16 protein-coding genes are annotated in these 20,705 nt (G+C 71.1%); 9 read left to right on the plus strand and 7 right to left on the minus strand.

The genetic code is table 11. The features are described from left to right. Positions 1-29: 29 nt before the first annotated feature. From U3649_RS04515 to U3649_RS04530, 4 genes are all read right to left on the minus strand, one after another. On the minus strand, positions 30-869 hold the full coding sequence (locus U3649_RS04515) for a rhamnogalacturonan acetylesterase (RefSeq protein ID WP_407353692.1): 840 nt from the start codon (positions 867-869) through the stop codon (positions 30-32). Positions 870-906: 37 nt separating this feature from the next. Continuing rightward, positions 907-2,532 (minus strand): carboxylesterase/lipase family protein, encoded by a 1,626-nt coding sequence (locus U3649_RS04520; RefSeq protein WP_407353693.1) that lies wholly within the window; start codon positions 2,530-2,532, stop codon positions 907-909. Beyond that, on the minus strand, positions 2,529-3,683 hold the full coding sequence (locus tag U3649_RS04525) for an alpha/beta hydrolase (protein WP_407353694.1): 1,155 nt from the start codon (positions 3,681-3,683) through the stop codon (positions 2,529-2,531). The genes U3649_RS04520 and U3649_RS04525 overlap by 4 nt, the downstream gene beginning before the upstream one ends. A 365-nt stretch (positions 3,684-4,048) precedes the next feature. Then, positions 4,049-5,380: a polysaccharide lyase family 1 protein gene (locus tag U3649_RS04530; RefSeq protein WP_407353695.1), complete on the minus strand. Its 1,332-nt coding sequence runs from the start codon at positions 5,378-5,380 to the stop codon at positions 4,049-4,051. Positions 5,381-5,739: 359 nt separating this feature from the next. Between U3649_RS04530 and U3649_RS04535 the strand changes: the two genes are divergently transcribed. The 5 genes from U3649_RS04535 to U3649_RS04555 are packed head-to-tail and all read left to right on the plus strand — an operon-like array spanning position 5,740 to position 10,080. After that, positions 5,740-6,558: a 2-keto-4-pentenoate hydratase gene (locus U3649_RS04535; RefSeq protein ID WP_407354541.1), complete on the plus strand. Its 819-nt coding sequence runs from the start codon at positions 5,740-5,742 to the stop codon at positions 6,556-6,558. After that, positions 6,555-7,547: a TRAP transporter substrate-binding protein gene (locus tag U3649_RS04540; RefSeq protein WP_407353696.1), complete on the plus strand. Its 993-nt coding sequence runs from the start codon at positions 6,555-6,557 to the stop codon at positions 7,545-7,547. The genes U3649_RS04535 and U3649_RS04540 overlap by 4 nt, the downstream gene beginning before the upstream one ends. A gap of 8 nt (positions 7,548-7,555) precedes the next feature. Further along, on the plus strand, positions 7,556-8,068 hold the full coding sequence (locus U3649_RS04545; protein ID WP_407353697.1) for a TRAP transporter small permease: 513 nt from the start codon (positions 7,556-7,558) through the stop codon (positions 8,066-8,068). Between the two features lie 3 nt (positions 8,069-8,071). Then, entirely contained in the window at positions 8,072-9,355 is a 1,284-nt protein-coding gene (locus U3649_RS04550) for a TRAP transporter large permease (RefSeq protein WP_407353698.1), read from the plus strand. After that, the gene (locus U3649_RS04555) at positions 9,328-10,080 is read left to right on the plus strand and encodes a pectate lyase (RefSeq protein WP_407353699.1); all 753 of its coding nucleotides are present in this window, start codon (positions 9,328-9,330) and stop codon (positions 10,078-10,080) included. The genes U3649_RS04550 and U3649_RS04555 overlap by 28 nt, the downstream gene beginning before the upstream one ends. A gap of 1,001 nt (positions 10,081-11,081) precedes the next feature. Here the strand turns inward: U3649_RS04555 and U3649_RS04560 are convergent. The 3 genes from U3649_RS04560 to xylB all read right to left on the minus strand — a co-directional run bounded on the left by U3649_RS04560 (position 11,082) and on the right by xylB (position 15,616). Next, positions 11,082-12,515: a sugar porter family MFS transporter gene (locus tag U3649_RS04560; protein WP_407353700.1), complete on the minus strand. Its 1,434-nt coding sequence runs from the start codon at positions 12,513-12,515 to the stop codon at positions 11,082-11,084. A gap of 186 nt (positions 12,516-12,701) precedes the next feature. Continuing rightward, positions 12,702-14,078, minus strand: coding sequence for a xylose isomerase (gene xylA, locus U3649_RS04565; RefSeq protein ID WP_407353701.1), 1,377 nt, complete (start codon positions 14,076-14,078; stop codon positions 12,702-12,704). Beyond that, on the minus strand, positions 14,075-15,616 hold the full coding sequence (gene xylB / locus U3649_RS04570) for a xylulokinase (RefSeq protein ID WP_407353702.1): 1,542 nt from the start codon (positions 15,614-15,616) through the stop codon (positions 14,075-14,077). Before xylB ends, xylA begins: the two co-directional genes overlap by 4 nt. A 279-nt stretch (positions 15,617-15,895) precedes the next feature. Between xylB and U3649_RS04575 the strand changes: the two genes are divergently transcribed. The 4 genes from U3649_RS04575 to kduD all read left to right on the plus strand — a co-directional run bounded on the left by U3649_RS04575 (position 15,896) and on the right by kduD (position 20,644). After that, positions 15,896-17,485: a family 43 glycosylhydrolase gene (locus tag U3649_RS04575; protein WP_407353703.1), complete on the plus strand. Its 1,590-nt coding sequence runs from the start codon at positions 15,896-15,898 to the stop codon at positions 17,483-17,485. A 50-nt stretch (positions 17,486-17,535) separates the two neighbouring features. Beyond that, on the plus strand, positions 17,536-18,597 hold the full coding sequence (locus U3649_RS04580) for a LacI family DNA-binding transcriptional regulator (RefSeq protein ID WP_407353704.1): 1,062 nt from the start codon (positions 17,536-17,538) through the stop codon (positions 18,595-18,597). A 394-nt stretch (positions 18,598-18,991) separates the two neighbouring features. Further along, positions 18,992-19,840 (plus strand): 5-dehydro-4-deoxy-D-glucuronate isomerase, encoded by an 849-nt coding sequence (gene kduI, locus U3649_RS04585; protein ID WP_407353705.1) that lies wholly within the window; start codon positions 18,992-18,994, stop codon positions 19,838-19,840. Between the two features lie 45 nt (positions 19,841-19,885). Beyond that, positions 19,886-20,644 carry a 2-dehydro-3-deoxy-D-gluconate 5-dehydrogenase KduD gene (gene kduD, locus U3649_RS04590; protein ID WP_407353706.1) on the plus strand — a complete coding sequence of 253 codons (759 nt, stop codon included), beginning with the start codon at positions 19,886-19,888 and terminating at the stop codon, positions 20,642-20,644. Positions 20,645-20,705 lie beyond the last annotated feature (61 nt).

Raw genomic sequence — 20,705 nt, forward strand, 5'->3', positions numbered from 1 at the left:
GGTCGCATCGGCAGCGCCGGACACCACCCTCAGGGGATCAGCCGCCCACGCAGCGCCGGCACCACGCGCGAGAGCTCGTCGACCACGATCGCGGCGAAGAAGTCGGCGCCGTCGTCGCCGAGATGGGTGTAGTCGAACGACAGCTTGGTCTGCGCCAGCGGCGGCGTGGCGGACGCCGGCGCGGCGGCGGGCGCCGCGCCGGCCGGTTCGTCGATCGTGGTGCCGCCCTGCGCGGCCGCCACCAGCGCGGCGGACGGCGGCACCTGGGCGAAGCGCATCGCCTGCACCGGGCCCAGCGCCTGCACCGCGGCGGTGCTGCGCGCGTGCAGGTCGAGCAGCGGCACGTCCATGTCGGCGGCAATCGCGCGCACGGCTTCGGCCCAGGGCGCGAGGTCGTCGACCAGCCGGCCGCCCTCGAACTGGCGCCGGATGAGCGGCGTGACCAGGACCGGGTGCGCGCCGGCCGCGCGGATCTCGTCGACGTAGCCGCGCAGGTTGGCCGGGAACTCGCGCTCCAGGTCGGTGGAGCGTCCCGGCTTGCCCGGCTGGTCGTTGTGGCCGAACTGCACCAGCACCCACACGTCGTCGTAGCCGTCGGTGCGCATTTCCGCCAGCGCGATCTCCCACGATCCCTCCGCGCGATAGCTGTAGCTGCTGCGGCCGCCGCGGGCCAGGTTGACGCAGCTGAGGAACGAGGTGACGTGGCGGGCGCAGAAGCTCGGCCCCCAGCCGCCCTGCACGGCGGTGGTGGAATCGCCGACCAGGACGATCTTGTCGGCGCGGACCGGTGTCGCCGGCGGCCGTGGATCCTGCGCGAGGGCGGGCGCGGCGAAGAGGCACAGGCAGAGCAGGGCGGTCGAGGGCTTCATGGGGATTTCGTGCGGAGGTCGGTCGGGCGGCGCCGTGTCACATCGTGCCGCGCTGCACGAAGGGCGCGCGCTGGTACAGCCTGCGTTCGCCGCCGCGTGGATCGTCGGCGAGCGTGGTCGGCAGGTCGAACAACAGGGTCTCGCGGCGCGGCAGCGAGTAGGGCTTCCATTCGGGCAGCCCGGCCGCGTTCGGATCGCCGCTGCGGGCGAACGCGAGCAGGGCCGCGCTCATCCGGTCGGCCATCCGTTGCGCATCGGCGCCGTCGCCGGTGCGCGATCCGGGCTGGCGCACGTTGTCGAACACCAGCGGGATGTCGAGGGTGTGGAACGCGCGGAACCTGCCGCCGTCCAGCGGCGAGCCCCAGTTGAGCTGGTAGGCCCAGGTCGGCGCGGCCCCCGGCGCCTGGCGCGCACGCGCCTCGGCTTCTTCCACCGCGCCGCGCCACGAGCGCCCGGCGGTGGTGGCGGCGAAGAACACCTCGGACGGCGTGTAGTCCGGGTACAGGCGCCGGTACTCGGCCACCACCACGTCCGGCGGCAGGTCCACGTACTGCTCCTGCTCCAGCCTGTCCGGCAGCTGCTCCCAGGTCAGTGCGAAGTTGGCCGGGTCGTTGCCGAGGAAGGCGCGGGTCTCGTCGCGGGTGTTGCCGATCACCATCGGGAGATGCGCCGACTGCGCCGGCGCCTCCGGCCAGAACGGATGCACCGGCAGCGAGCGCCCGTCCAGCACCGGGCCGAAGTACAGGCCGCTGTCCTCGATGCGCGAGAAATCGCGCACGGTGGTGGCCTCGAGCAGTCGCTCCGCCGGCAGCGTGCGCAGAAGCTCGGCCTGGTCCGGCGCCAGCCCCAGCGTTTCCAGGAACAGCTGCGCGCGCTGCGTGGCCGCACGCGGCCCGGCGGCGGTGACCTGCTGCCCGCTCATGGTCCAGGCGCGGTGGAACAGCCCGCGCGCGGCCGGCATCGCCATCAAGGTCGCGATCTTGGCGCCGCCGCCGGACTGCCCGAAGGCGGTGACGTTGCCGGCGTCGCCGCCGAACTCGTCGGCGTGTTCGCGCACCCATTGCAGCGCCTGCACCAGATCCAGCTGACCGACGTTGCCGGAGACGGCGTGCGCCTCTCCCGCGAGGCGGGCGAGGTGGAGATAGCCGAAGGCGTTGAGGCGGTGGTTGACCGTGACCACCACCGCGTCGCCGCGCCGGCACAGGTTGACGCCGTCGTACAGCGGATCGCTGCCGGAGTCGTTGTTGAAGCCGCCGCCGTGGATGTAGAACAGGATCGGCCGCTTGCCGCCGTCGCGCAGGCCCGGCGTCCAGATGTTGAGGAACAGGCAGTCCTCGCTCGTGGCCTCGTCGCGGTTCCGCTGCGGCGCCGCGGCGCCGTAGGCGGTGGTGTCGCGGACGCCGTCCCAAGGCATTTCCGGCAACGCCGGCAGGAAGCGGCGCGCGGACGTATCGGCACCGTAGGGAATGCCCTTGAACACGTGCACGCCGCGATCCACGTAGCCGCGGATGCGGCCGCTGCGCGTTGCGGCGAGCGCCGATGCCTCGCCCGCGGCGGCATGCGCCCAGGCGGGAAGGGCGAGGCCGGCACCGAGCACCGCGGCGCCCTTGAGGAAGCCGCGGCGGTCGCGGTGGTTCGGGCCGGAGGCGTTCGAGTCGTTCATGGCGTGCGTTCGCTGGAGGGTTCGTCTCGGGTCGGGTGCGGCGCGGTTCCCGGCGTCGCCGGCGGCGGCCCGGCCTGCGCGCGCATCCAGGCCATCGCCAGTTCGGGCCACAAGGCCAGCGGCGTGCCGACGGTGCCGCGCACGCCGAAGCCGTGGCCGCCATGCGGATACACGTGCAGTTCGGCCGGGACGCCGGCGCGCCGCAGCGCATGGTGGAACACGAGGCTGTTTTCCACAGGCACCGCATCGTCGTCGGCGGCATGCAGCAGGAAGGCCGGCGGCGTGTCGGCGCGGACGCGGGTCTGCAGGGAGTAGGCGGCCACGTGTTCCGGCGACGGCGCGGCGCCGAGCAGGCGTTCGCGCGAGCCGGCATGGAAAACGGGTTCGCACAGGTCGCGTTTACGCTCGGCGCCCGCGGCGACGGGTCCGGGCGTTCCGTGGTCGACGGCCGCGCAGCGGGTGCCCACGCCCATGTCGATCACCGGATAGACCAGTGCCATGAAGTCCGGACGCGCGCTGGCGGCGTCGTGCGCGTCGACCGGGGCGTACACGCGGTCGTCGAAGCGCGTGCCCAGGCTGGCGGCGACATGGCCGCCCGCGGAAAAACCGATCACGCCGATCCGCGCCGGGTCCAGGTGCCACTCGCCGGCGTGCGCGCGGATCAGCCGCATCGCCCGTTGCGCATCCGCGAGCGGCGCGTCGCGTTCGTCCTGGGGGCCGTCGCCGGGCAGGCGATAGCGCAGCACGAACAGGGTGACGCCGCCGCGTTCGGCGAAGGCCGGCACCAGTGCCGTGCCTTCCTTGTCGAGCACCACGCGTTGGTAGCTGCCGCCGGGGATCACCAGCAGTGCGCTGCCGTCCGGCCGCGGCGGCCAGTATGCGACCAGGTACGGTTCGGTCACGCCCGTGACGATGCGATCCGGCAGCGCGGGATCGGCGCTGCGCTCGACGATCGCCTGGCGCGATGCGGCCTTCTCGGAACCGGGCGCCGTTCGGCCAGGCCACAGCCAGATCCGCGATGCGGCTTCGGCCGCGGATTCGTCGGCCGCGACGGGTGTCGTGGCGATGGCCGGCAGCAATGGCAGACATGCGAACGCCGCAAGCCCGAGCAGCGCCGCCCGCCAGCGCGACGGACGGCGGTCGAGCGCCACTGCGCGCTGCGCGGGAGCCGCGAATTGCGCAGCGATCTGCTTTGGCTGGTCTTCCCCCTTCGCAGAAGGGGGATTGAGGGGGATTCGCTTTGGCTTTGGCTTGGCCGGTCGCCAAGCAAATCCCCCCTGCCCCCCTTTTTCAAAGGGCGGAAAGCATCGGCGACCGCGTCTTATCCGAAGTTCGGCCTGCGGCTTCCCTTTCCCGAAAGGGGGCGAGCATAGGTGATTGCGCCCCGCCCGAAACCCGGCATCCACCCCCCTTTGAAAAAGGGGGGCAGGGGGGATTTGCGCTTCTACAAAGATGGACGGCGCGGACCGTTCTTCCCCGAAGGCGGCGCGAGCGGCGGCCGGATCCTTCGGCACCATCAGCGCAGCGGTTCGCCGCGCGGCAGCGGCTTGCGCGGCTCCATCGTGTCGAGTTCCCAGTCCTCGGGCACGAAGGCCTGGCGCGTTTCCGGGTGGTCGGGATAGCCGCCGACCGCCTGTTCGCTGTCGATGATCGCGCCGCGCGCCTCGATCACGTCGGCGACGATGCGGCGGTCGATCTCGTCGCGGTCCCAGGGGCGGGCGCCGGCGTCGGCGATCACGGCGTCCTGTACCTGCGCCGCCGGCAGCAGCTCCACGCCGAACGGCAGCGCCGGCGCCGCCTCGAGCTCGATCAGTTCGACCGGCGCGGTGGTGTAGCGTCCGGTCTGCGGCAGCGCCTCGCCGATCGCGTCCACCACCAGGTTGTCCTCGACGTAGAGCTCCATGTCGCCCGAGCCGCCGATCATGAAGAACGCCAGCTCGCGGGTATCGGGCCCGGCGCGCATGACGTTGCCGCGCAGGACCATCTGCCCGCTCTGGTAGGGCGCGTGCCCGATCCATTCCTCGGCGATCAGATTGTAGTGCACGGCCTTCTGCCCGGGGTTGTAGATCAGGTTGTTGATCACCTGCCCGCGCGCGCCGCCCTTGAACAGCGGATTGCGCTCCATGTTGTGCGCATACAGGTTGCCGACGATCAGCACGTCGTTGACGTGGTCGTGGATCAGCGAGCCCTTGGAGTGCTCGCCCTTGGGGTGCACGGAGTCGGCCAGCCCCTCGGCGAGGATGTTGTTGCTGAAGGTGATCCGCCGCGAGGCGTTCTGCAGCCATGCTTCCGGCGTTTCGCCGGCGAAGCGGGTGCTGGAGGCCGACAGGTTCTCGTCGGTGGCCCAGGTCAGCGAGCAGTGGTCGACGATCACGTCGCGGGCGCCGCGCACGGTGGTGATGGCGTCGAAGTCGGGGCCTTCGCGCTTGGCCCGGCCGGCCTCGCCGGGACGCACGCGGATGTGGCGCACCACCACGTCGTGGGTGGCGATCACCAGCCCGCCGCGGATCAGGGTGATGCCCGGCTGCGGCGCGGTCTGGCCGGCGATGGTCAGGTAAGGCTCGTCGATGCGCAGCTCCTCGACGCCGAGGTCGATCACGCCGCCGACCTCGAACACCACGATGCGCGGCCCCTTGGTCCGCAGCGCCTCGGCGAGCGAGCCGGGACCTTCGGCGTCGAGCGTGGTGACGCGGAGGATCTGTCCGCCGCGTCCGCCCGGCGTGTGCGCGGCCCAGCCCTGCGCCCCCGGAAAGGCGAGCGCCTGATCGGCGGCCACGACCGGCGGTACCAAGCCGATCAACGCCAGCGACAGCAACAGGCGCGCCAGCAATGACATGAACGAATGCATCGATTCCTCCCGGGGTGGCCGTTCCGCCGTCATCGTCGCGACGATGACGGCGCATGGAGCACCAAAAATGACACCGGTTGACCGTACACGAAAATCCGCTGGCTGCACCATGTGCACTGCAACATGGCGCTCGTCCGTCCGGGCAGTGAAGGTTCGTAGCGTGCGGTCTCCTCATGTGGGCTGCGCGAGTGCGCTCTGCGCGCGTTTTGCTGTCGTGCAACTTGACGCCGGCGCATGTCGCGCTGCACATTGAAAATGACACCGGTTTACCATATACGGATAGCCGACGTCGGCGCCGTGCGTGCCGCAACATCCGTTTTCGCAGGAGAACCAGCTTGAGCAACCGCAACGACAGCGCCATGGAGGCGCCGGACCAGGGACAGGCCGCGGGGGCGATCGCCGGGGCATTCGTGCGGGCGCGGCTGGCCGGCGCGTCGCTGCCGGACTTCCCGGGCGAGATCCCGGACGATCTGGTCGCCGCCTACCGCGTGCAGGACCTGGCGATCGCGCAATGGCCCGACGCGGTGGTCGGCTGGAAGGTCGGCTACATCCAGCCGCCGCGCCGCGACGGCTCCGGCGACGACCGCCTGCTCGGCCCGATCTTCCGCCGCAACCTGTGGCCGGCCGGGGGCAGCGTCGGGTTTCCCGTGTTCGCCGGCGGCTTCGCCGCGGTCGAGGCCGAGTACGTGTTGCGGCTGCAGGCCGACGCGCCGGCCGGCAAGGTCGACTGGACGCCGGACGAGGCCGCCGCGCTGCCGGCGACGCTGCACATCGGCATCGAGATCGCCAGCAGCCCGCTGGCCACGATCAACGCGCTCGGCCCGCGCGTGGTGGTGTCGGACTTCGGCAACAACAACGGGCTGATCCTCGGCGGCGAGATCGAGCGCTGGCGCGAGATTCCCGAAGAGCGCCTGCGCGCGGAGACCTGGATCGACGGCGCCAGCGTCGGCACCGGCGGTGCGACCCTGCTGCCGGGCGGGTTGCGCGCCGCCTACGCCTTCGCCCTGTCGCGTTCGGCCCGGCGCGGCCGCCCGCTCAAGGCCGGCGAACTCATCGCGACCGGCAATGCCACCGGTATCCACGAGATCGCGGTCGGGCAGACGGCGCGGGTGCGGTTCGAAGGCTACGGCGACATCGAGGGCCACGCGGTGGCGGCGGCCGCGGCGGGGGCGGCGTGATCGATCGGCGTCGCTTTCTCGCCGCCGGCCTCGGCGCGTGCGCCGCGCCGCTGCTGCCGCTGCCCGCGCTGGCGCGCGGCGCCGGCGGCGAGCTCACCGCCACCGACGTGCACGTCGACGGCTATCCCACGGTCGAGGCGGTGAAGTGGATCGGCCAGACCCTGGCGCGCGAGACCGACGGCCGCCTGCGCATCCGCCTGTACCACTCCGGCCAGCTCGGACGCGAATCCGACGCGATCGACATGGCCCGCTTCGGCGCCATCGACATCACCCGCGTCTACAGCGGTGCGCTCAACAACGTCTTCCCGCTGACCCAGGCGCTGTGCCTGCCGTACGTGTTCGACTCGGTGGCGCACCTGCGCCGCGCGCTCGATGGCGACGTGGGCGCGGCGGTGCTGCGCGGCTTCGAGGCGCGCGGCCTGGTCGGGCTGGCGATCTACGACTCCGGCGCGCGCTGCTTCTACAACACCCAGCGGCCGCTGCGCACGCCGGACGACCTGCGCGGGCTGAAGTTCCGGGTGCCGCCGTCGGACATCTTCATCCAGCTGCTGCGCCTGTTCGGCGCCAATCCCACGCCGCTGGCGTTCGGCCAGGTGTTCTCGGCGCTGGAGACGCGGCTGATCGACGGCGCCGAGAACAACATGCGCAGCTTCCACGCCAGCCGGCACTTCGAGGCGGCCGGGTATTGGTCGCAGAGCGAGCATTCCTACGCGCCCGACGTGCTGCTGATGTCGCAGCGCAGCCTCGAGGCGCTGGCGCCCGCCGATCGCGCGCTGGTGATCGAGACCGCGCGCGAGTCGGTGGCGCTGATGCGGCGGCTGTGGGACGAGTCGGAAAGCGCCGCCCGCGCGGCGGTCGAGGCGCACGGCGTGGCCATCAACGACGTCGACATGCCGGCGTTCCGTGCCGCGGCCGCGCCGCTGCTCGACGACTACCTGCGCCGGCCCGAGATCGCGCCGCTCTACCGCCGCATCCGCGCATTCGCCTGAGGAGACCGATGGGCACCGCCGAACACGACACCGCTTCCTCCCCCGGGTTCCCTGCGCTGCAGCGCGGGCTGACGCGGTTGTCGTCGCTCGCGGTCGCCGTCGCCGGCGTGGCCATGCTCGGCCTCGTCGCGGTGCAGGGCTGGCAGGTGTTCGCGCGCTACGTGCTCAACGATTCGCCGAGCTGGACCGAGCCGGTCACCCTGCTGCTGCTGAGCACGGCGATGAGTTTCGGCGCCGCCGCCGGCGTGCACGAGCGCCGCCACTTCCGCTTCCACCTGCTGGCGCAGGCGTTTCCGCCGCCGCTGCGGCGGGCGAGCGACGCGGCGGCCGCGGCGGTGGTCGTGGCGATCGGCGCCACCCTGGCGTGGTGGGGCGCGCGGCTGCTCGTCGACGGCTTCGGCATCCGCATGGCGGGTGCGCCGCTGCCGCAGAGCATCGTGTTCCTGCCGCTGGCGCTGGGCGGGTTGCTGATGGCGCTGTTCGCGCTGGCGCGGGCGTTCACCGGCAAGGGCGAGGACTGAGGCATGGCGATCGGTTTGCTGTTCGGGGCGTTCGTCCTGTTGTTGCTGATCGGCGTGCCGGTGGCGTATGCGCTGGCCGCGTCCGCGCTGCTGACGCTGTTCTACCTGGACCTGCCGTCGGTCGTGCTGGTACAGCAGGTCGGCGCCGGCATCGGCACCGCCTCGCTGATCGCGATCCCGTTGTTCATCTTCGCCGGCGAACTCATGATGCGCGGCGGCATCTCGGAGCGGTTGATCAGCCTGGCCGCGGCGCTGGTCGGGCGCATCCGCGGCGGCCTCGGCCAGGTCAGCGTGCTGTCGTCGCTGTTCTTCGGCGGCGTGTCCGGCTCGGCGATCGCCGATGTGTCCGCGATCGGCGGCACCATGATCCCGCAGATGGTCGAGCGCGGCTACGACCGCGATTTCGCCGTCAACGTCAGCATCACCGCCGCGCTGGTCGCGCTGCTGGTGCCGCCGTCGCACAACCTCATCCTGTACTCGGCCGCGGTCGGCGGCGGCATCTCCATCGCCGACCTGTTCGCCGCCGGTATCATCCCCGCGCTGCTGATGACGGTGACGCTGATGTTCACCGGCTACGCGGTCGCGCGCCGCCGCGGCTACGGCACCGAGGCGTTCCCGGGGATGCGCGCGGTGCTGCTGCGGCTGGTCTCGGCGCTGCCCGGCCTCGGGCTGGTGGCACTGATCTTCATCGGCATCCGCGCCGGCGTGTTCACCGCGGTGGAGAGCGCCGCGGTGGCGGTGGTCTACGCGCTGCTGGTGACGGTGGCGATCTACCGCATGCTGAACTGGTCCGCGTTCCGGCAGGCGGTCGCGCACGCGGCGCGCACCACCGGCGTGATCCTGTTCGTGATCGCCACCGCGGCGCTGTTCGGCTGGCTGCTGGCCTACCTGCAGGTGCCGGCCGCGGCGGTCGAGCTGCTGGGCGCGATCGCCGACAACCGCTACACCGTGCTGCTGCTGATCGCGGTGATCCTGCTGCTGCTGGGCACCTTCATGGACCTGGCGCCGATGATCCTGATCTGCACGCCGATCTTCCTGCCGGTGGCCAAGGCGTTCGGCGTCGACCCGCTGCATTTCGGCGTGGTGCTGGTGCTCGCCGGCGGCATCGGCCTGGTCACGCCGCCGGTCGGTTCGGTGCTGTTCGTCGGCACCGCGATCGGCAAGATCGGCATCGGCGAGTCGCTGAAGTCGATCTGGCCGTTCTGGCTGGCGGCACTCGGCGTGCTGCTGGTGGTCACGGTGTTCCCGCAACTGTCGCTGTGGCTGCCGGCGCTGTTCAAGGTCTAGGCCTGGCCGCGCTGCTGTTCGCGGCCGCCTCGCTGCTGCCGGCGGCGGCCGCGGCGCGCAGTCCCGATCCGATCCCGCTGGACGGTTTCGCCGACGCCATCCACCACTGGCGGAACGCGCACGGCGGCGGCTACCCGCGCCATGCGCCCGACGACATCGTCGCGATCGCCGACAACATCGTGCTGCAGCAGCGCCGCGACGGCGGCTGGCGCGAGAACCGGGACCCGGTGCGCATCCTCGGCGACGACGAGCGCCGCCGGCTCGAGGCCGAGCGGGACACCGCCGGCGGCAGTTTCGACAACGTGGCGCTGCGGGGCGTGCGCCTGGAGACGTTCGCGGCCGAACCGGTGCGCTACCGCTATCACAGCGCCACCACCGACCGGCGCCTGGTCGAGGGTGCCGATGCGCCGTTGCTGTGGGCGCGTTTCTACGATCTGGCGGACAACAGCGTGGTGCTGGCCACCCGCGAAGGCGAGCGCGTGGCGCGCTATGCCGACATCCCGCGCGAGCGCCGCACCGGCTATCAGTGGTACGCGACTGGCCGCGCGATCTGCTCGAGCGCGAGTGTCCGTGCTGGAAACGAGAGGTCGCCTCGGGGGATTGAAGACGTCAGTGCTGTCGTCGGACTGAAGCCGCGCCAAGCAATTCTTTCCGCCACGACGAAGTTACCCCGTCGCCACGGGGCAGCACCAATGAATAGCCGCTTCGCGCTGTTCTTTGAGTGAATGCCTGTCTTCGGTTGCCGCGTCGAGGCGGGAGCCGCGCCGCGGGGATTGCTCCGCCCTTCGGTCCGGCAATCCATGGCCGGACTCAGGGCCGCTGACCATCCATGGTCAGCTCTCCGCAATCCCCGCGGCACGGCTCCCGCTCCACCCGTATCGGCTTCGGTGGGAGGGCTTCCGAGCATCCGAAAGTGAATCACCGATGCGGCGCCCGGACCGGGGTATGCGGACAGCAGGCCATGGGTGAGCACGGGCCGCTTGCGCGGCACTGCCGCGCGGTCTGTGCGAACGCCCGGCGCGCTGCGCCGGGCCGGACCGGGCCGCGAAGCGGCACGGGCCTGCGGCGGCGAGTCCGCCATAGATGGCGGACCGAGCCCGGGAGCATGCCCCGGCCCGGGCGCCGCTGGTTCCGGAGCAGCGCCAGGTAGTCCCATCCGGTGCGACGCGGTATCACCGTCGCCACGGGGCAAGGTCAGTGAATAGCCGCATCAGGCCTCGGCTCCAGGCCGAGCGGCTTCGATTGCCTGGCGCGGCTATTCATTGGCGGCCGCCCGTGGCGACGGGGTTGCATCGTCGCTGCGGTGGGGGCTGCCTGGCGCGCCCGGGCGTCGCCGTTTCCGAAGCCGCGCCAGGTAGTCCCATCCGGTGCGACGCGGTCTCACCGTCGCCACGGGGCGAGGTCAGTGAATAGCCGCGTCAGGCACTGGTTCCAGGCCGAGCGGCGTCGATTGCCTGGCGCGGCTATTCACTGGATGCCGCCCGTGGCGACGGGGTCGCTTCGTCGCTACGGTAGGGGGCTGCCTGGCGCGCCCGGGCGCCGCTGCTTCCGAAGCCGGTTGCTTCGCCGGCGCTGATGCATCACGCCGGCTGCGAGATCCCAGTCGTGACTTCCGTCGCTCCCACAAGTATCAAGACGGGCGGGGAGCGTCGGCGTTGCGGCCATGTCGCGACCGCCCGGCGGCGGCATGCCACCGCCACTCCCACAACCCAGCCGCACGCGCGCCTCACCCCTCCATCTGCTCCAGCTCGCGCCCGCGGGTCTCGTGCACGTAACGCAGCACGAAGAAGATCGAGACCACCGCCGCGAACGCGTAGAACCCGTACGTCGCCGCCAGCCCGATCCCCGCCAGCATCACCGGGAAGGTCATGGTGATCGCGAAGTTCGAGCCCCACTGGAAAAGCCCCGCCACCGCCAGGCCCGAACCGCGGATCTGGTTGGGGAACATCTCCCCCAGCATCACCCACATCACCGGGCCCCACGACAGGTTGAAGAAGATCACGTAGACATTGGCCGCCACCAGCGCCAGCACGCCCATCGCGTCCGACAGCTGCAGCCGGTTGCCGGCGTCCAGCGTGCCGGTCGAGAACGCGATCGTCACCAGTCCCAGCGAGATCGCCATGCCCACCGAGCCGATCCACAGCAGCGGCTTGCGGCCGACTTTGTCGATCAGCGCCACCGTCAGCAGGCAGGCACCGATGCTCAGCGCCCCCGACAGCACGTTGATCAGCAGCGCGTCGTTCTCCGAGAAGCCCACCGCCTGCCACAGCACCGCGCCGTAGTAGAACACCACGTTGATGCCCACCAGCTGCTGGAACGTCGCCAGCCCGATGCCCACCCACACGATCGGCCGCACCTTGCCGGTGGCCTTGGCGATCAGGTCCGAGAACCGCGGCCGGTGATGGTCGGCGGCCAGGCTGGCCTCGATCTCGGCCAGCTTGGTCGTGCCGGCACCCTGGCCGTACAGCCGGCGCAGCACCGCCAGTGCCCGTTCGCGGCGGCCTTTGACCACCAGGAAGCGCGGGCTCTCGGGAATGAACAGCAGCGCGCCCAGGAACAGCGCCGCCGGCGCGATCTCCATCCAGAACATCCAGCGCCAGGCCTCGAAGCCCAGCCACAGCGGCCGGATCGAGGCGCCGGCGATCTTGGCCAGCAGGTAGTTGCTCAGGAACGCCAGGAACAGCCCGCAGATGATCGCGATCTGCTGCACCGTGGCCAGGCGGCCGCGATAGTGCGCCGCCGAGACCTCGGCGATATAGGCCGGCGCCATCACGCTGGCCGCGCCCACCGCCAGTCCGCCGAGCACCCGGTAGATCACGAACTCCAGCGACGTGCCGGCGATGCCCGAACCCCAGGCCGAGACCAGGAACAGCACCGCCGCCACGATCAGCAGCGTGCGGCGCCCGTACAGGTCGGCCAGGCGCCCGGCGAAGAACGCGCCCACCGCGCAGCCGAGCAGCATCGAGGCGACGTTGAAACCGGTGCCCACCGAGTCGGAGTCGAACGCCAGGCGCAGACCGTCGACGGTGCCGTTGATCACGCCGCTGTCGAAGCCGAACAGGAACCCGCCCAGCGTCGCCACCAGGCTGATCAGCACGATGAAGCGGGTGTTCGGCGACTCCGGGGCCGCGGCCTGATCGGAAAGGTTGACGCTGCTCATGGATGATCCCCTCGTGAGAATGAAGTGCACCGCCGGTCCGCATGCGAAGGCAAGCATGGACCAGGCATTGCCGCCTCGGCAATGCGGGCCATGGCGGCGTGCCCCGGTGCCGCCGCCGCCGGTTGTTCGCGGACGCGCCGCTTGCGTGCCCTCATCCGACGCGCGGGCGCCAGGATTCCCGCCGCGTCAGCCGTTCCCGACCCGCACCAGGTACCGGTTGAGCAGATTCTCGTAGGCCTCCTGGCGGCCGCTGCGGCGTGCCGGCTCTCCGCGCTCGAGCGCCTGCGCGCGCAGGCCCGGCAGGTCCAGCTCGCCGGCCGCGAACGCGCGCCCGGCGCCGCTGTCGAAGCTGGCGTAGCGCTCGCGGCGCCAGGTTTCCAGCGGCGAGTCGGCCAGCAGCGCGTGCGCCACCTCGAGCCCGCGCGCGAACGCGTCCATGCCGCCGATGTGGGCCAGGAACAGGTCCTCGGCGTCGGTCGACTCGCGCCGCACCTTGGCATCGAAGTTCAGCCCGCCAGGCTGAAGCCCGCCCTGCCGCAGCACCACCAGCATCGCGCCCACGGTGTCGTACAGGTCGGTCGGGAACTGGTCGGTGTCCCAGCCGTTCTGCGGGTTGCCGCGGTTGGCGTCGATGCTGCCGAGCAGCCCGGCGTCGGACGCCACCTGCAGGTCGTGCTCGAAGCTGTGCCCGGCCAGGGTCGCGTGGTTGGCCTCGATGTTGAGCTTGAAGTCGTCCGCCAGGCCATGGCGCTGCAGGAAGCCCGCCACCGTGGCGCTGTCGAAGTCGTACTGGTGCTTCATCGGCTCCATCGGCTTGGGCTCGATCAGGAAGTTGCCGGCGAAGCCGACGCTGCGGCCGTAGTCGCGCGCCATCGTCAGAAAGCGCGCGAAGTGCTCGAGCTCGCGCTTCATGTCGGTATTGAGCAGGCAGGCATAGCCTTCGCGCCCGCCCCAGAACACGTAGTTCTCGCCGCCCAGCTCCACCGTCGCGTCGATCGCCGCCTTCACCTGCACCGCGGCGCGCGCGACCACGTCGAAGTCGGGATTGGTCGCCGCGCCGTTCATGTAGCGCGGATGCGAGAACAGGTTGGCGGTGCCCCACAGCAGCTTCATGCCGGCGGCCTGCTGGCGCTGTTTCGCCAGCGCCACCATGTGCGCGAGGTTCTTCTCGTATTCGCCGATGTCGTCGGCGTCCGGCGCCAGGTCGATGTCGTGGAAGCAGTAGTACGGCACGCCGAGCTTGCTGAAGAACTCGAACGCGGCATCGAGCTTGGCCTCGGCGCGCGCCAGCGGCGAGTCGCCGGACGCGGCCGGCGCGTCCCAGGGATAGGTGCGCGTGCCGGGCCCGAACGGATCGTGGCCGGCGTTGCAGAAGCTGTGCCAGTAGCACACGGCGAAGCGCAGGTGCTCGGCCATGGTCTTGTCGCCGATGCGGCGATCGGCGTCGTAGTGCTTGAACGCCAGTGGATTGTCCGAGTCCGGCCCCTCGAAGGGGATGCGGCCGATGCCGGGGAAGTATTCGCGCGCGCCTTTGAACACGCCTGTGGAGTTGGAAGAGCTCATGCGTGGGTCCGTTGGGAGTTCGGGGAGGAATCGGGAACGTCGTCGGTGGCCGCGTACAGCGGCCGCACCGCCGCGAGATGACGGAGGAAGGTCGCGTAGTGGGCGCGGTAGGCCTGCGCCTGCGCCGGGCGCGGGGCGGCCGCCGCGGCAGGGTCCGCGCGCACGTGCGCCTGCACCGTGTCCGCCAGCGCGCCGTCCGCGCCGACGGCGCGCCCGCATGCCCACAGCGCCTGCAGCGCGGCGCCGAACGCGGCGCCTTCGCCTTCCTGCGGGATCTCGACCGGCAGCTCGAAGACGTCGGCCACCAGCTGCCGCCAGGCGGCGCTGCGGCTGCCGCCGCCGGTCAGGCACAGGCGCTCGAAGCGCAGGCCGGCGTCGACGAAGGCGTCGTAGCCGTGGCGCAGGCTGTAGGTCGCGCCCTCCATCGCCGCGCGGTACAGGTGCGCCGGCGTGGTGTTGTGCAGGTCCATGCCGGTCAGGCAGCCGCGGCCGGCGGGCAGGTCGGGGGTGCGCTCGCCGCTGAAGAACGGCAGCAGCACCAGGCCGCCGGCGCCGGGCCCGGTCGCCTCGACCAGCGCGTCGCCGTCGCCGGCGGCGATGCCGAACAGGCGGGCCATGGTCTCGGTGGCGACGGTGCAGTTCATGGTGCAGATCAGCGGCAGCCAGCCGCCGGTCGAATCGCAGAACGCGGCCCAGCGGGCGTCGTCGTCCACCACCGGGCGGTCGGCGTAGGCGAACAGCGTGCCCGAGGTGCCCAGGCTCACCGTGAGCCGGCCGGGCTGCACGTTGCCGGTGCCGATCGCCGCCATCATGTTGTCGCCGCCGCCGGCCGACACGCGCACGTCGGCGGGCAGCCCCAGGTCCGCCGCCGCCTGCGCGCGGACCGGGAAGGTGGCCTCCGGCGACACCAGCGGCGGCAGGCAGGCCGCCAGGTCGCGGTCGGGGTCGGTCGCCGCCAGCAGTTCCGGCGACCACTGCCGCGTGCGCACGTCCAGCCAGCCGGTGCCGGAGGCGTCGCCGTGCTCCATCCAGCGCTCGCCGGTCAGCCAGAAATCGATGTAGTCGTGCGGCAGCAGAATCGTGTGCAGCTCGCGGTACACCTCGGGCCGGTGGCGCCGCGTCCACGGCAGCTTGGAAGCGGTGTAGCCGGCCGGCACCGGGTTGCCGGCCAGCGCGACGCAGCGTGCGCGCCCGCCGGCCGCGGCCATGATCCGGCGGCCGTCGGCATCGGTGCTGGTGTCGTTCCACAGCTTGACCGGGGCCAGCACGCGGCCGTCGGCGGCCAGCGGCACGAAGCCGTGCTGCTGCCCCGACACGCCGATGCCGCGCACCCGCGCGCGCAGTGCCGCCGGCATGGCCGCGAAGCATTGCGATACCGCGTCCGTCCACCATTCCGCCCGTTGCTCGCGGGCGCCGTCGTCGCCATGGATGAGCTCCAGCGGCACGCCGGTGGTGAAGACGCTGCGCCGCGCGTCCGGATCGTAGGCCACCAGCTTCACGCTCTGGGTGCCGATGTCGAGTCCCACGAACACGCTCAAGGCAGTTGCTCCACGGTCGGTGCCGCCGGGCACACTCGGATGGTAGCGCTAACACGCCCGGGTGATGTCAAACCGATAGGAATGGCTAGCGGTGTCATGTGGAGTCCGGATCCATCAGATCGCATGCGAGCCCCACTGTAACCGCCCCAACGCGAATCACCTTGCTGCAGCGCACGATGCCGCCGCCGGAGCGCTTTGGTACGGTCCGGATGACCAGCGGTGTCATGAGCCGTCCGGCGACGCCCGGGACGGGAGCGACCGCGCCACCACGAGGCCACGATGACCCTGAAGACGTTCCGATCGCTCCCGCTCCTGGCCGGCGCCTGGCTGCTCGGCGCCGCCCTCTGTGCCGGCGCGGCGACGCCATCGGCTCCGGCCTGGGCACGTGGCATCGAAGGCCAGCGCCAGGCCGACCTCGGCGACGGCACCTTCCTCAATCCGATCCTCGCCGGCGACCACCCGGACCCGTCGGTGCTCCGGGACGGCGACGACTACTACCTCACCCTGTCCTCGTTCGACGCCTACCCGGGGCTGCCGCTGTGGCATTCGCGCGACCTGGTCAACTGGCAGCCGCTCGGCCATGCCATCACCACCAGCGTCGGCTCGATCTGGGCGCCGGACCTGGTCCGGCACGAGGGCCGCCACTACATCTACTTCCCCGGCCGTACCGATGTCGGCCGCAGCAACTACGTGGTCTGGGCCGACGACATCCGCGGCCCCTGGAGCGAGCCGGTAGACCTGCGCCTGCCCGACCACATCGACCCCGGCCACGCGGTGGGCGAGGACGGCAAGCGCTACCTGTTCCTGAGCGGAGGCGACTACGTGCAGCTGTCGGACGACGGCCTTTCCACCGTCGGCGAGGTGAAGCACGTCTACGACGGCTGGCGCTATCCGGAGCAATGGATGGTCGAGAGCTACTCGCAGGAAGGCCCCAAGATCACCCGCCACGGCGGCTGGTACTACATGATCACCGCGGTCGGCGGCACCGCCGGCCCGCCGACCGGGCACATGGTGATCGTGGCGCGCTCGCGCTCGATCCACGGGCCGTGGGAGAACGATCCGAACAACCCGGTGGTGCGCACCGAGTCGCGCGCCGAGCAATGGTGGTCGCGCGGCCACGCCACCCTGATCGAGGACGGCGCCGGCCAGTGGTGGATGATGTATCACGGCTACGAGAACGGCTTCTGGACCCTGGGCCGGCAGGCGCTGCTGGACCCGGTGGAATGGACCGAAGACGGCTGGTTCGTCGCCAAGGGCGGCGATCTCGGCCGGCCGCTGCCCAAGCCGGCGGGCGAATCGATCGGCCGCCACGGCATGGCGCTGTCGGACGATTTCTCCGGTGGCCGGCTCGGCCACCAGTGGGCGTTCTATCAGCCGGGGCCGGACGAGATGGACCGCATCGCCTTCGAGGACGGCGCGCTGGTGCTGCAGGGCAAGGGCTCGGTGCCCCGCGACGCCTCGCCGCTGACCGCGATCGCCGGCGATCGCGCCTACCAGGTCGAGGTGGAGATGGAGATCGAGCCCGGCGCCGTCGGCGGCGCGCTGCTGTTCTACAGCGACCGCCTGTATGCCGGTCTGGGTTCGAACGGAGAGGACTTCATCATGCACCGCTACGGCGAGGAGCGCCCCGCCAGCCTGCGGCCCGGAAAGGGCGGCCGGCTGTGGCTGCGCCTCACCCACGACCATCACGTGCTCACCATCCATCACAGCCGCGACGGCCGCACCTGGGAGAAATACGGCGTGCAGATGGAAGTCTCCGGCTACCATCACAACACCGTGGGCAAGTTCCTGTCGCTGCGGCCCGGGATCTATGCTGCCGGCGACGGACGCGTGCGCTTCCACGATTTCCGCTACCGGGCGCTCGACTGAAGCGACCGGCTAGAATCGAACGCAACCGAAATCACGGCCGGACCGAGCGGATGCCCGCAGCGAAGAAAACCAGCAAGGTCGACCCGCCTCCGGTCCCGGTCAAGGCGGCGACGATCAATGACATCGCGCGCCTGGCCGGCGTCTCCAAGAAGACCGTCTCGCGGATCATCAACCGCTCGCCGCTGGTGCGCCAGGACACCCGCGAGCGGGTCGAGGCGCTGATGCGCGAGGTCGGCTACTCGCCCGACCCGATGGCGCGCGGGCTGGCGTTCCGGCGCTCGTTCCTGATCGGCATGGTCTACGACAACCCGACCGCGCAGTTCATCGTCAACATGCAGTACGGCGCGCTCGATGCGCTGCGCGACTCCGGTTTCGAACTGGTGGTGCATCCCTGCGACAGCCGCAGCCCCGGCTACATCGACGGCGTGCGCCGCTTCGTGCAGCAGCAGAAGCTGCACGGCGTGATGCTGGTGCCGCGCGTGTCCGAGGACCAGGCCCTGGCCGACATGCTCAACGCCATCGGCTGCCGCTATACCCGCATCGCCGCGGTGGCCCTGGACGAGCCCTCGCGCATGGTCGTGACCCACGACCGCGACGGCGCCGCCGAGGCCGCCGACTACCTGCAGTCGCTCGGCCATCGCGACCTGGCGCTGATCACCGGTCCGCGCGCGTATCGCTCGGCCATCGAACGCACCGGGGGATTCGTGGATGCGCTGGGCAGGCGCGGCATCGAACTGCCGAAGGCGCGCATCGTCGAGGCCGGCTACACCTTCGAATCGGGCGTGGCCGCCGCCGAGAAGCTGCTTTCAAGCAAGCGCCGGCCCACCGCGATCTTCTGCGGCAACGACGAGATGGCCGCCGGCGTGTACCGGGTCGCGCTGCGCGCCGGCATCAGCATTCCGCGGCAGCTGTCGGTGGTCGGCTACGACGACAGCCCGCTCGCCTCGCGGCTGTGGCCGCCGCTGACCTCGGTGCGCCGCGACACCCGCGACACCGGCCGCGTCGCCGCGGCGATGCTGATCCAGGCGGAGGAGGGCGCCAGCGCCCGTCCGGCCGCCAGCGTGCGCCCGCACCTGATCGTCCGCGACTCCTGCCAGCCGCCGGACAGCTGAGCGTCCCGGCGCCGGCCGGCAGCCATCGCCCTTGTGCTCCCATGTGCTCCTTTGTGGGAGCGACGGACTTGTGGGAGCGACGGAAGTCGCGACGCCCGTGAACTGTGCTTGCGAGTCCAACTCCAACACCGCGGCCGCCCCGATGGACCTGCGGTTGCCCGCATCCGCACCGCCGGCATCGCGCCCGGTGTCGCGCCCGGTGTCGCGACTTCCGTCGCTCCCACAAGGATCTCCCACGAAAATCCGCGAACGGGAGGGCGGATCGTCGTCGCATCCCCGATTTGCCGCACCGCGAAATGACACCGGTTACCAGAATCCGTAGAATCGCGGCCATCGACCACGGAAGCCGTCCGCGACATTCGCGCCGGGCGCACCAGCCACGGGAGACCGCCCCATGTACCAGAAGACCTATCACGCCACCCATCCGGGTGTGATGCAGAACATCTCCAACGACGAGCTGCGCGACCTGTACCTGCTCGACGGCCTGTTCGCCAGCGACGACATCCGCCTCAGCTATACCCACTACGAGCGCTTCGTGATCGGCGGTGCCGCGCCGGTGAACAAGTCCGTCTCGCTGCCGAAACAGACCGAGCCGGAATCGGCCAAGGGCCGTCCGTTCCTGGAGCGCCGCGAACTCGGCATCGTCAACGTCGGTGCCGGCAGCGGCACCGTCACCGTCGACGGCACCGCGCATGCGCTGGCGCCGAAGGACGGCCTGTACGTGCCGATGGGCAGCGAGGAGGTCGGCTTCGCCTCCGACGACGCCGCCAACCCGGCCCGGTTCTATCTCGCCTCCACCCCGGCGCACGCGCGCTTTGACGTCAAGCACATCTCCATCGACCAGGCGGTGCCGCTCGAGCGCGGCGCGCTGGAGACCAGCAACGAGCGCACCATCTACCAGTACATCGTGCCGGCCACCTGCAAGTCCTCGCAGCTGCTGCTGGGGCTGACCATCCTCAAGCCGGGCAGCGTGTGGAACACCATGCCGCCGCACCTGCACGACCGCCGTTCCGAGGTGTACTTCTACTTCGACCTCGGCGAGAACGACCGCGTCTACCACTTCATGGGCCAGCCCGACGCGCAGCGCCACATCGTGGTCGCCGACGGCGAGGCGGTGGTGTCGCCACCGTGGTCGATCCACATGGGCTCGGGCACCAAGAACTACTGCTTCATCTGGGCGATGGGCGGCGAGAACCTCGACTACACCGACATGCATGTTTTGGACATCTGCCAGCTGAAGTAAACCCCGGGAGCGCCGCGCCCGACATCACCAATGGAACCTCGTGCCATGTCCCATCCCTTCGATCTCAGCGGCAAAACCGCCCTCGTCACCGGCGCCAACACCGGGCTCGGCCAGGGCATCGCCGTGGCGCTGGCGCAGGCCGGCGCCGACATCGCCGCGGTCGGCCGCAGCGCGCCGTCCGAGACCGAGGCGCGGGTCACCGCGCTCGGCCGCCGATTCGCCTGGATCGAGGCCTCGCTCGACACCGTCGCGCCGGTACAGGACGTGGTGGACACGGCGCTCGAGCGCCTCGGCGGCATCGACATCCTGGTCAACAACGCCGGGACCATCCGCCGCAATGACGCGCTCGATTTCACCGAGGACGACTGGGACGCGGTGCTCGGCGTGAACCTGAAGACCTTGTTCTTCCTCTCGCAGGCGGTCGCCCGCACCTGGGTCGCCGCCGGGCGCGGCGGCAAGATCGTCAACATCGCCTCGATGCTGTCGTTCCAGGGCGGCATCCGCGTGGCGTCGTACACCGCCAGCAAGTCCGGCGTGCTCGGCGTCACCCGGCTGCTGGCGAACGAATGGGCGGCCAAGGGCATCAACGTCAACGCCATCGCCCCGGGCTACTTCGCCACCAACAACACCGAGGCGCTGCGCAACGACCAGGTCCGCAACGCGGCGATCCTCGACCGCATCCCGGCCGGGCGCTGGGGCGACCCGTCGGATCTCGGCGGCGCCGCGGTGTTCCTGTCGTCGGACGCGTCCGACTACGTGCACGGTGCGGTGCTGCCGGTCGACGGCGGCTGGCTGGCGCGCTGAGGGGTCGGGAATCGGGATGAGGCGTCGGGAATCGCAAAGGCTTGGACGTGGAGCCCGCTTT

This window comes from Luteimonas sp. R10 (assembly GCF_045689605.1).
Taxonomy (GTDB): Bacteria; Pseudomonadota; Gammaproteobacteria; order Xanthomonadales; family Xanthomonadaceae; genus Luteimonas.

Bases quoted from the DNA above. Each gene is read 5' to 3' on its own strand.
- U3649_RS04545 (WP_407353697.1), top strand. From the start codon at position 7,556: ATGGGCACCGCCGAACACGACACCGCTTCCTCCCCCGGGTTCCCTGCG.
- U3649_RS04580 (WP_407353704.1), top strand. From the start codon at position 17,536: ATGCCCGCAGCGAAGAAAACCAGCAAGGTCGACCCGCCTCCGGTCCCG.
- U3649_RS04575 (WP_407353703.1), top strand. From the start codon at position 15,896: ATGACCCTGAAGACGTTCCGATCGCTCCCGCTCCTGGCCGGCGCCTGG.
- U3649_RS04560 (WP_407353700.1), bottom strand. From the start codon at position 12,515: ATGAGCAGCGTCAACCTTTCCGATCAGGCCGCGGCCCCGGAGTCGCCG.
- U3649_RS04530 (WP_407353695.1), bottom strand. From the start codon at position 5,380: ATGCATTCGTTCATGTCATTGCTGGCGCGCCTGTTGCTGTCGCTGGCG.
- U3649_RS04515 (WP_407353692.1), bottom strand. From the start codon at position 869: ATGAAGCCCTCGACCGCCCTGCTCTGCCTGTGCCTCTTCGCCGCGCCC.
- kduD (WP_407353706.1), top strand. From the start codon at position 19,886: ATGTCCCATCCCTTCGATCTCAGCGGCAAAACCGCCCTCGTCACCGGC.
- kduI (WP_407353705.1), top strand. From the start codon at position 18,992: ATGTACCAGAAGACCTATCACGCCACCCATCCGGGTGTGATGCAGAAC.
- xylA (WP_407353701.1), bottom strand. From the start codon at position 14,078: ATGAGCTCTTCCAACTCCACAGGCGTGTTCAAAGGCGCGCGCGAATAC.
- U3649_RS04535 (WP_407354541.1), top strand. From the start codon at position 5,740: ATGGAGGCGCCGGACCAGGGACAGGCCGCGGGGGCGATCGCCGGGGCA.
- U3649_RS04550 (WP_407353698.1), top strand. From the start codon at position 8,072: ATGGCGATCGGTTTGCTGTTCGGGGCGTTCGTCCTGTTGTTGCTGATC.
- U3649_RS04520 (WP_407353693.1), bottom strand. From the start codon at position 2,532: ATGAACGACTCGAACGCCTCCGGCCCGAACCACCGCGACCGCCGCGGC.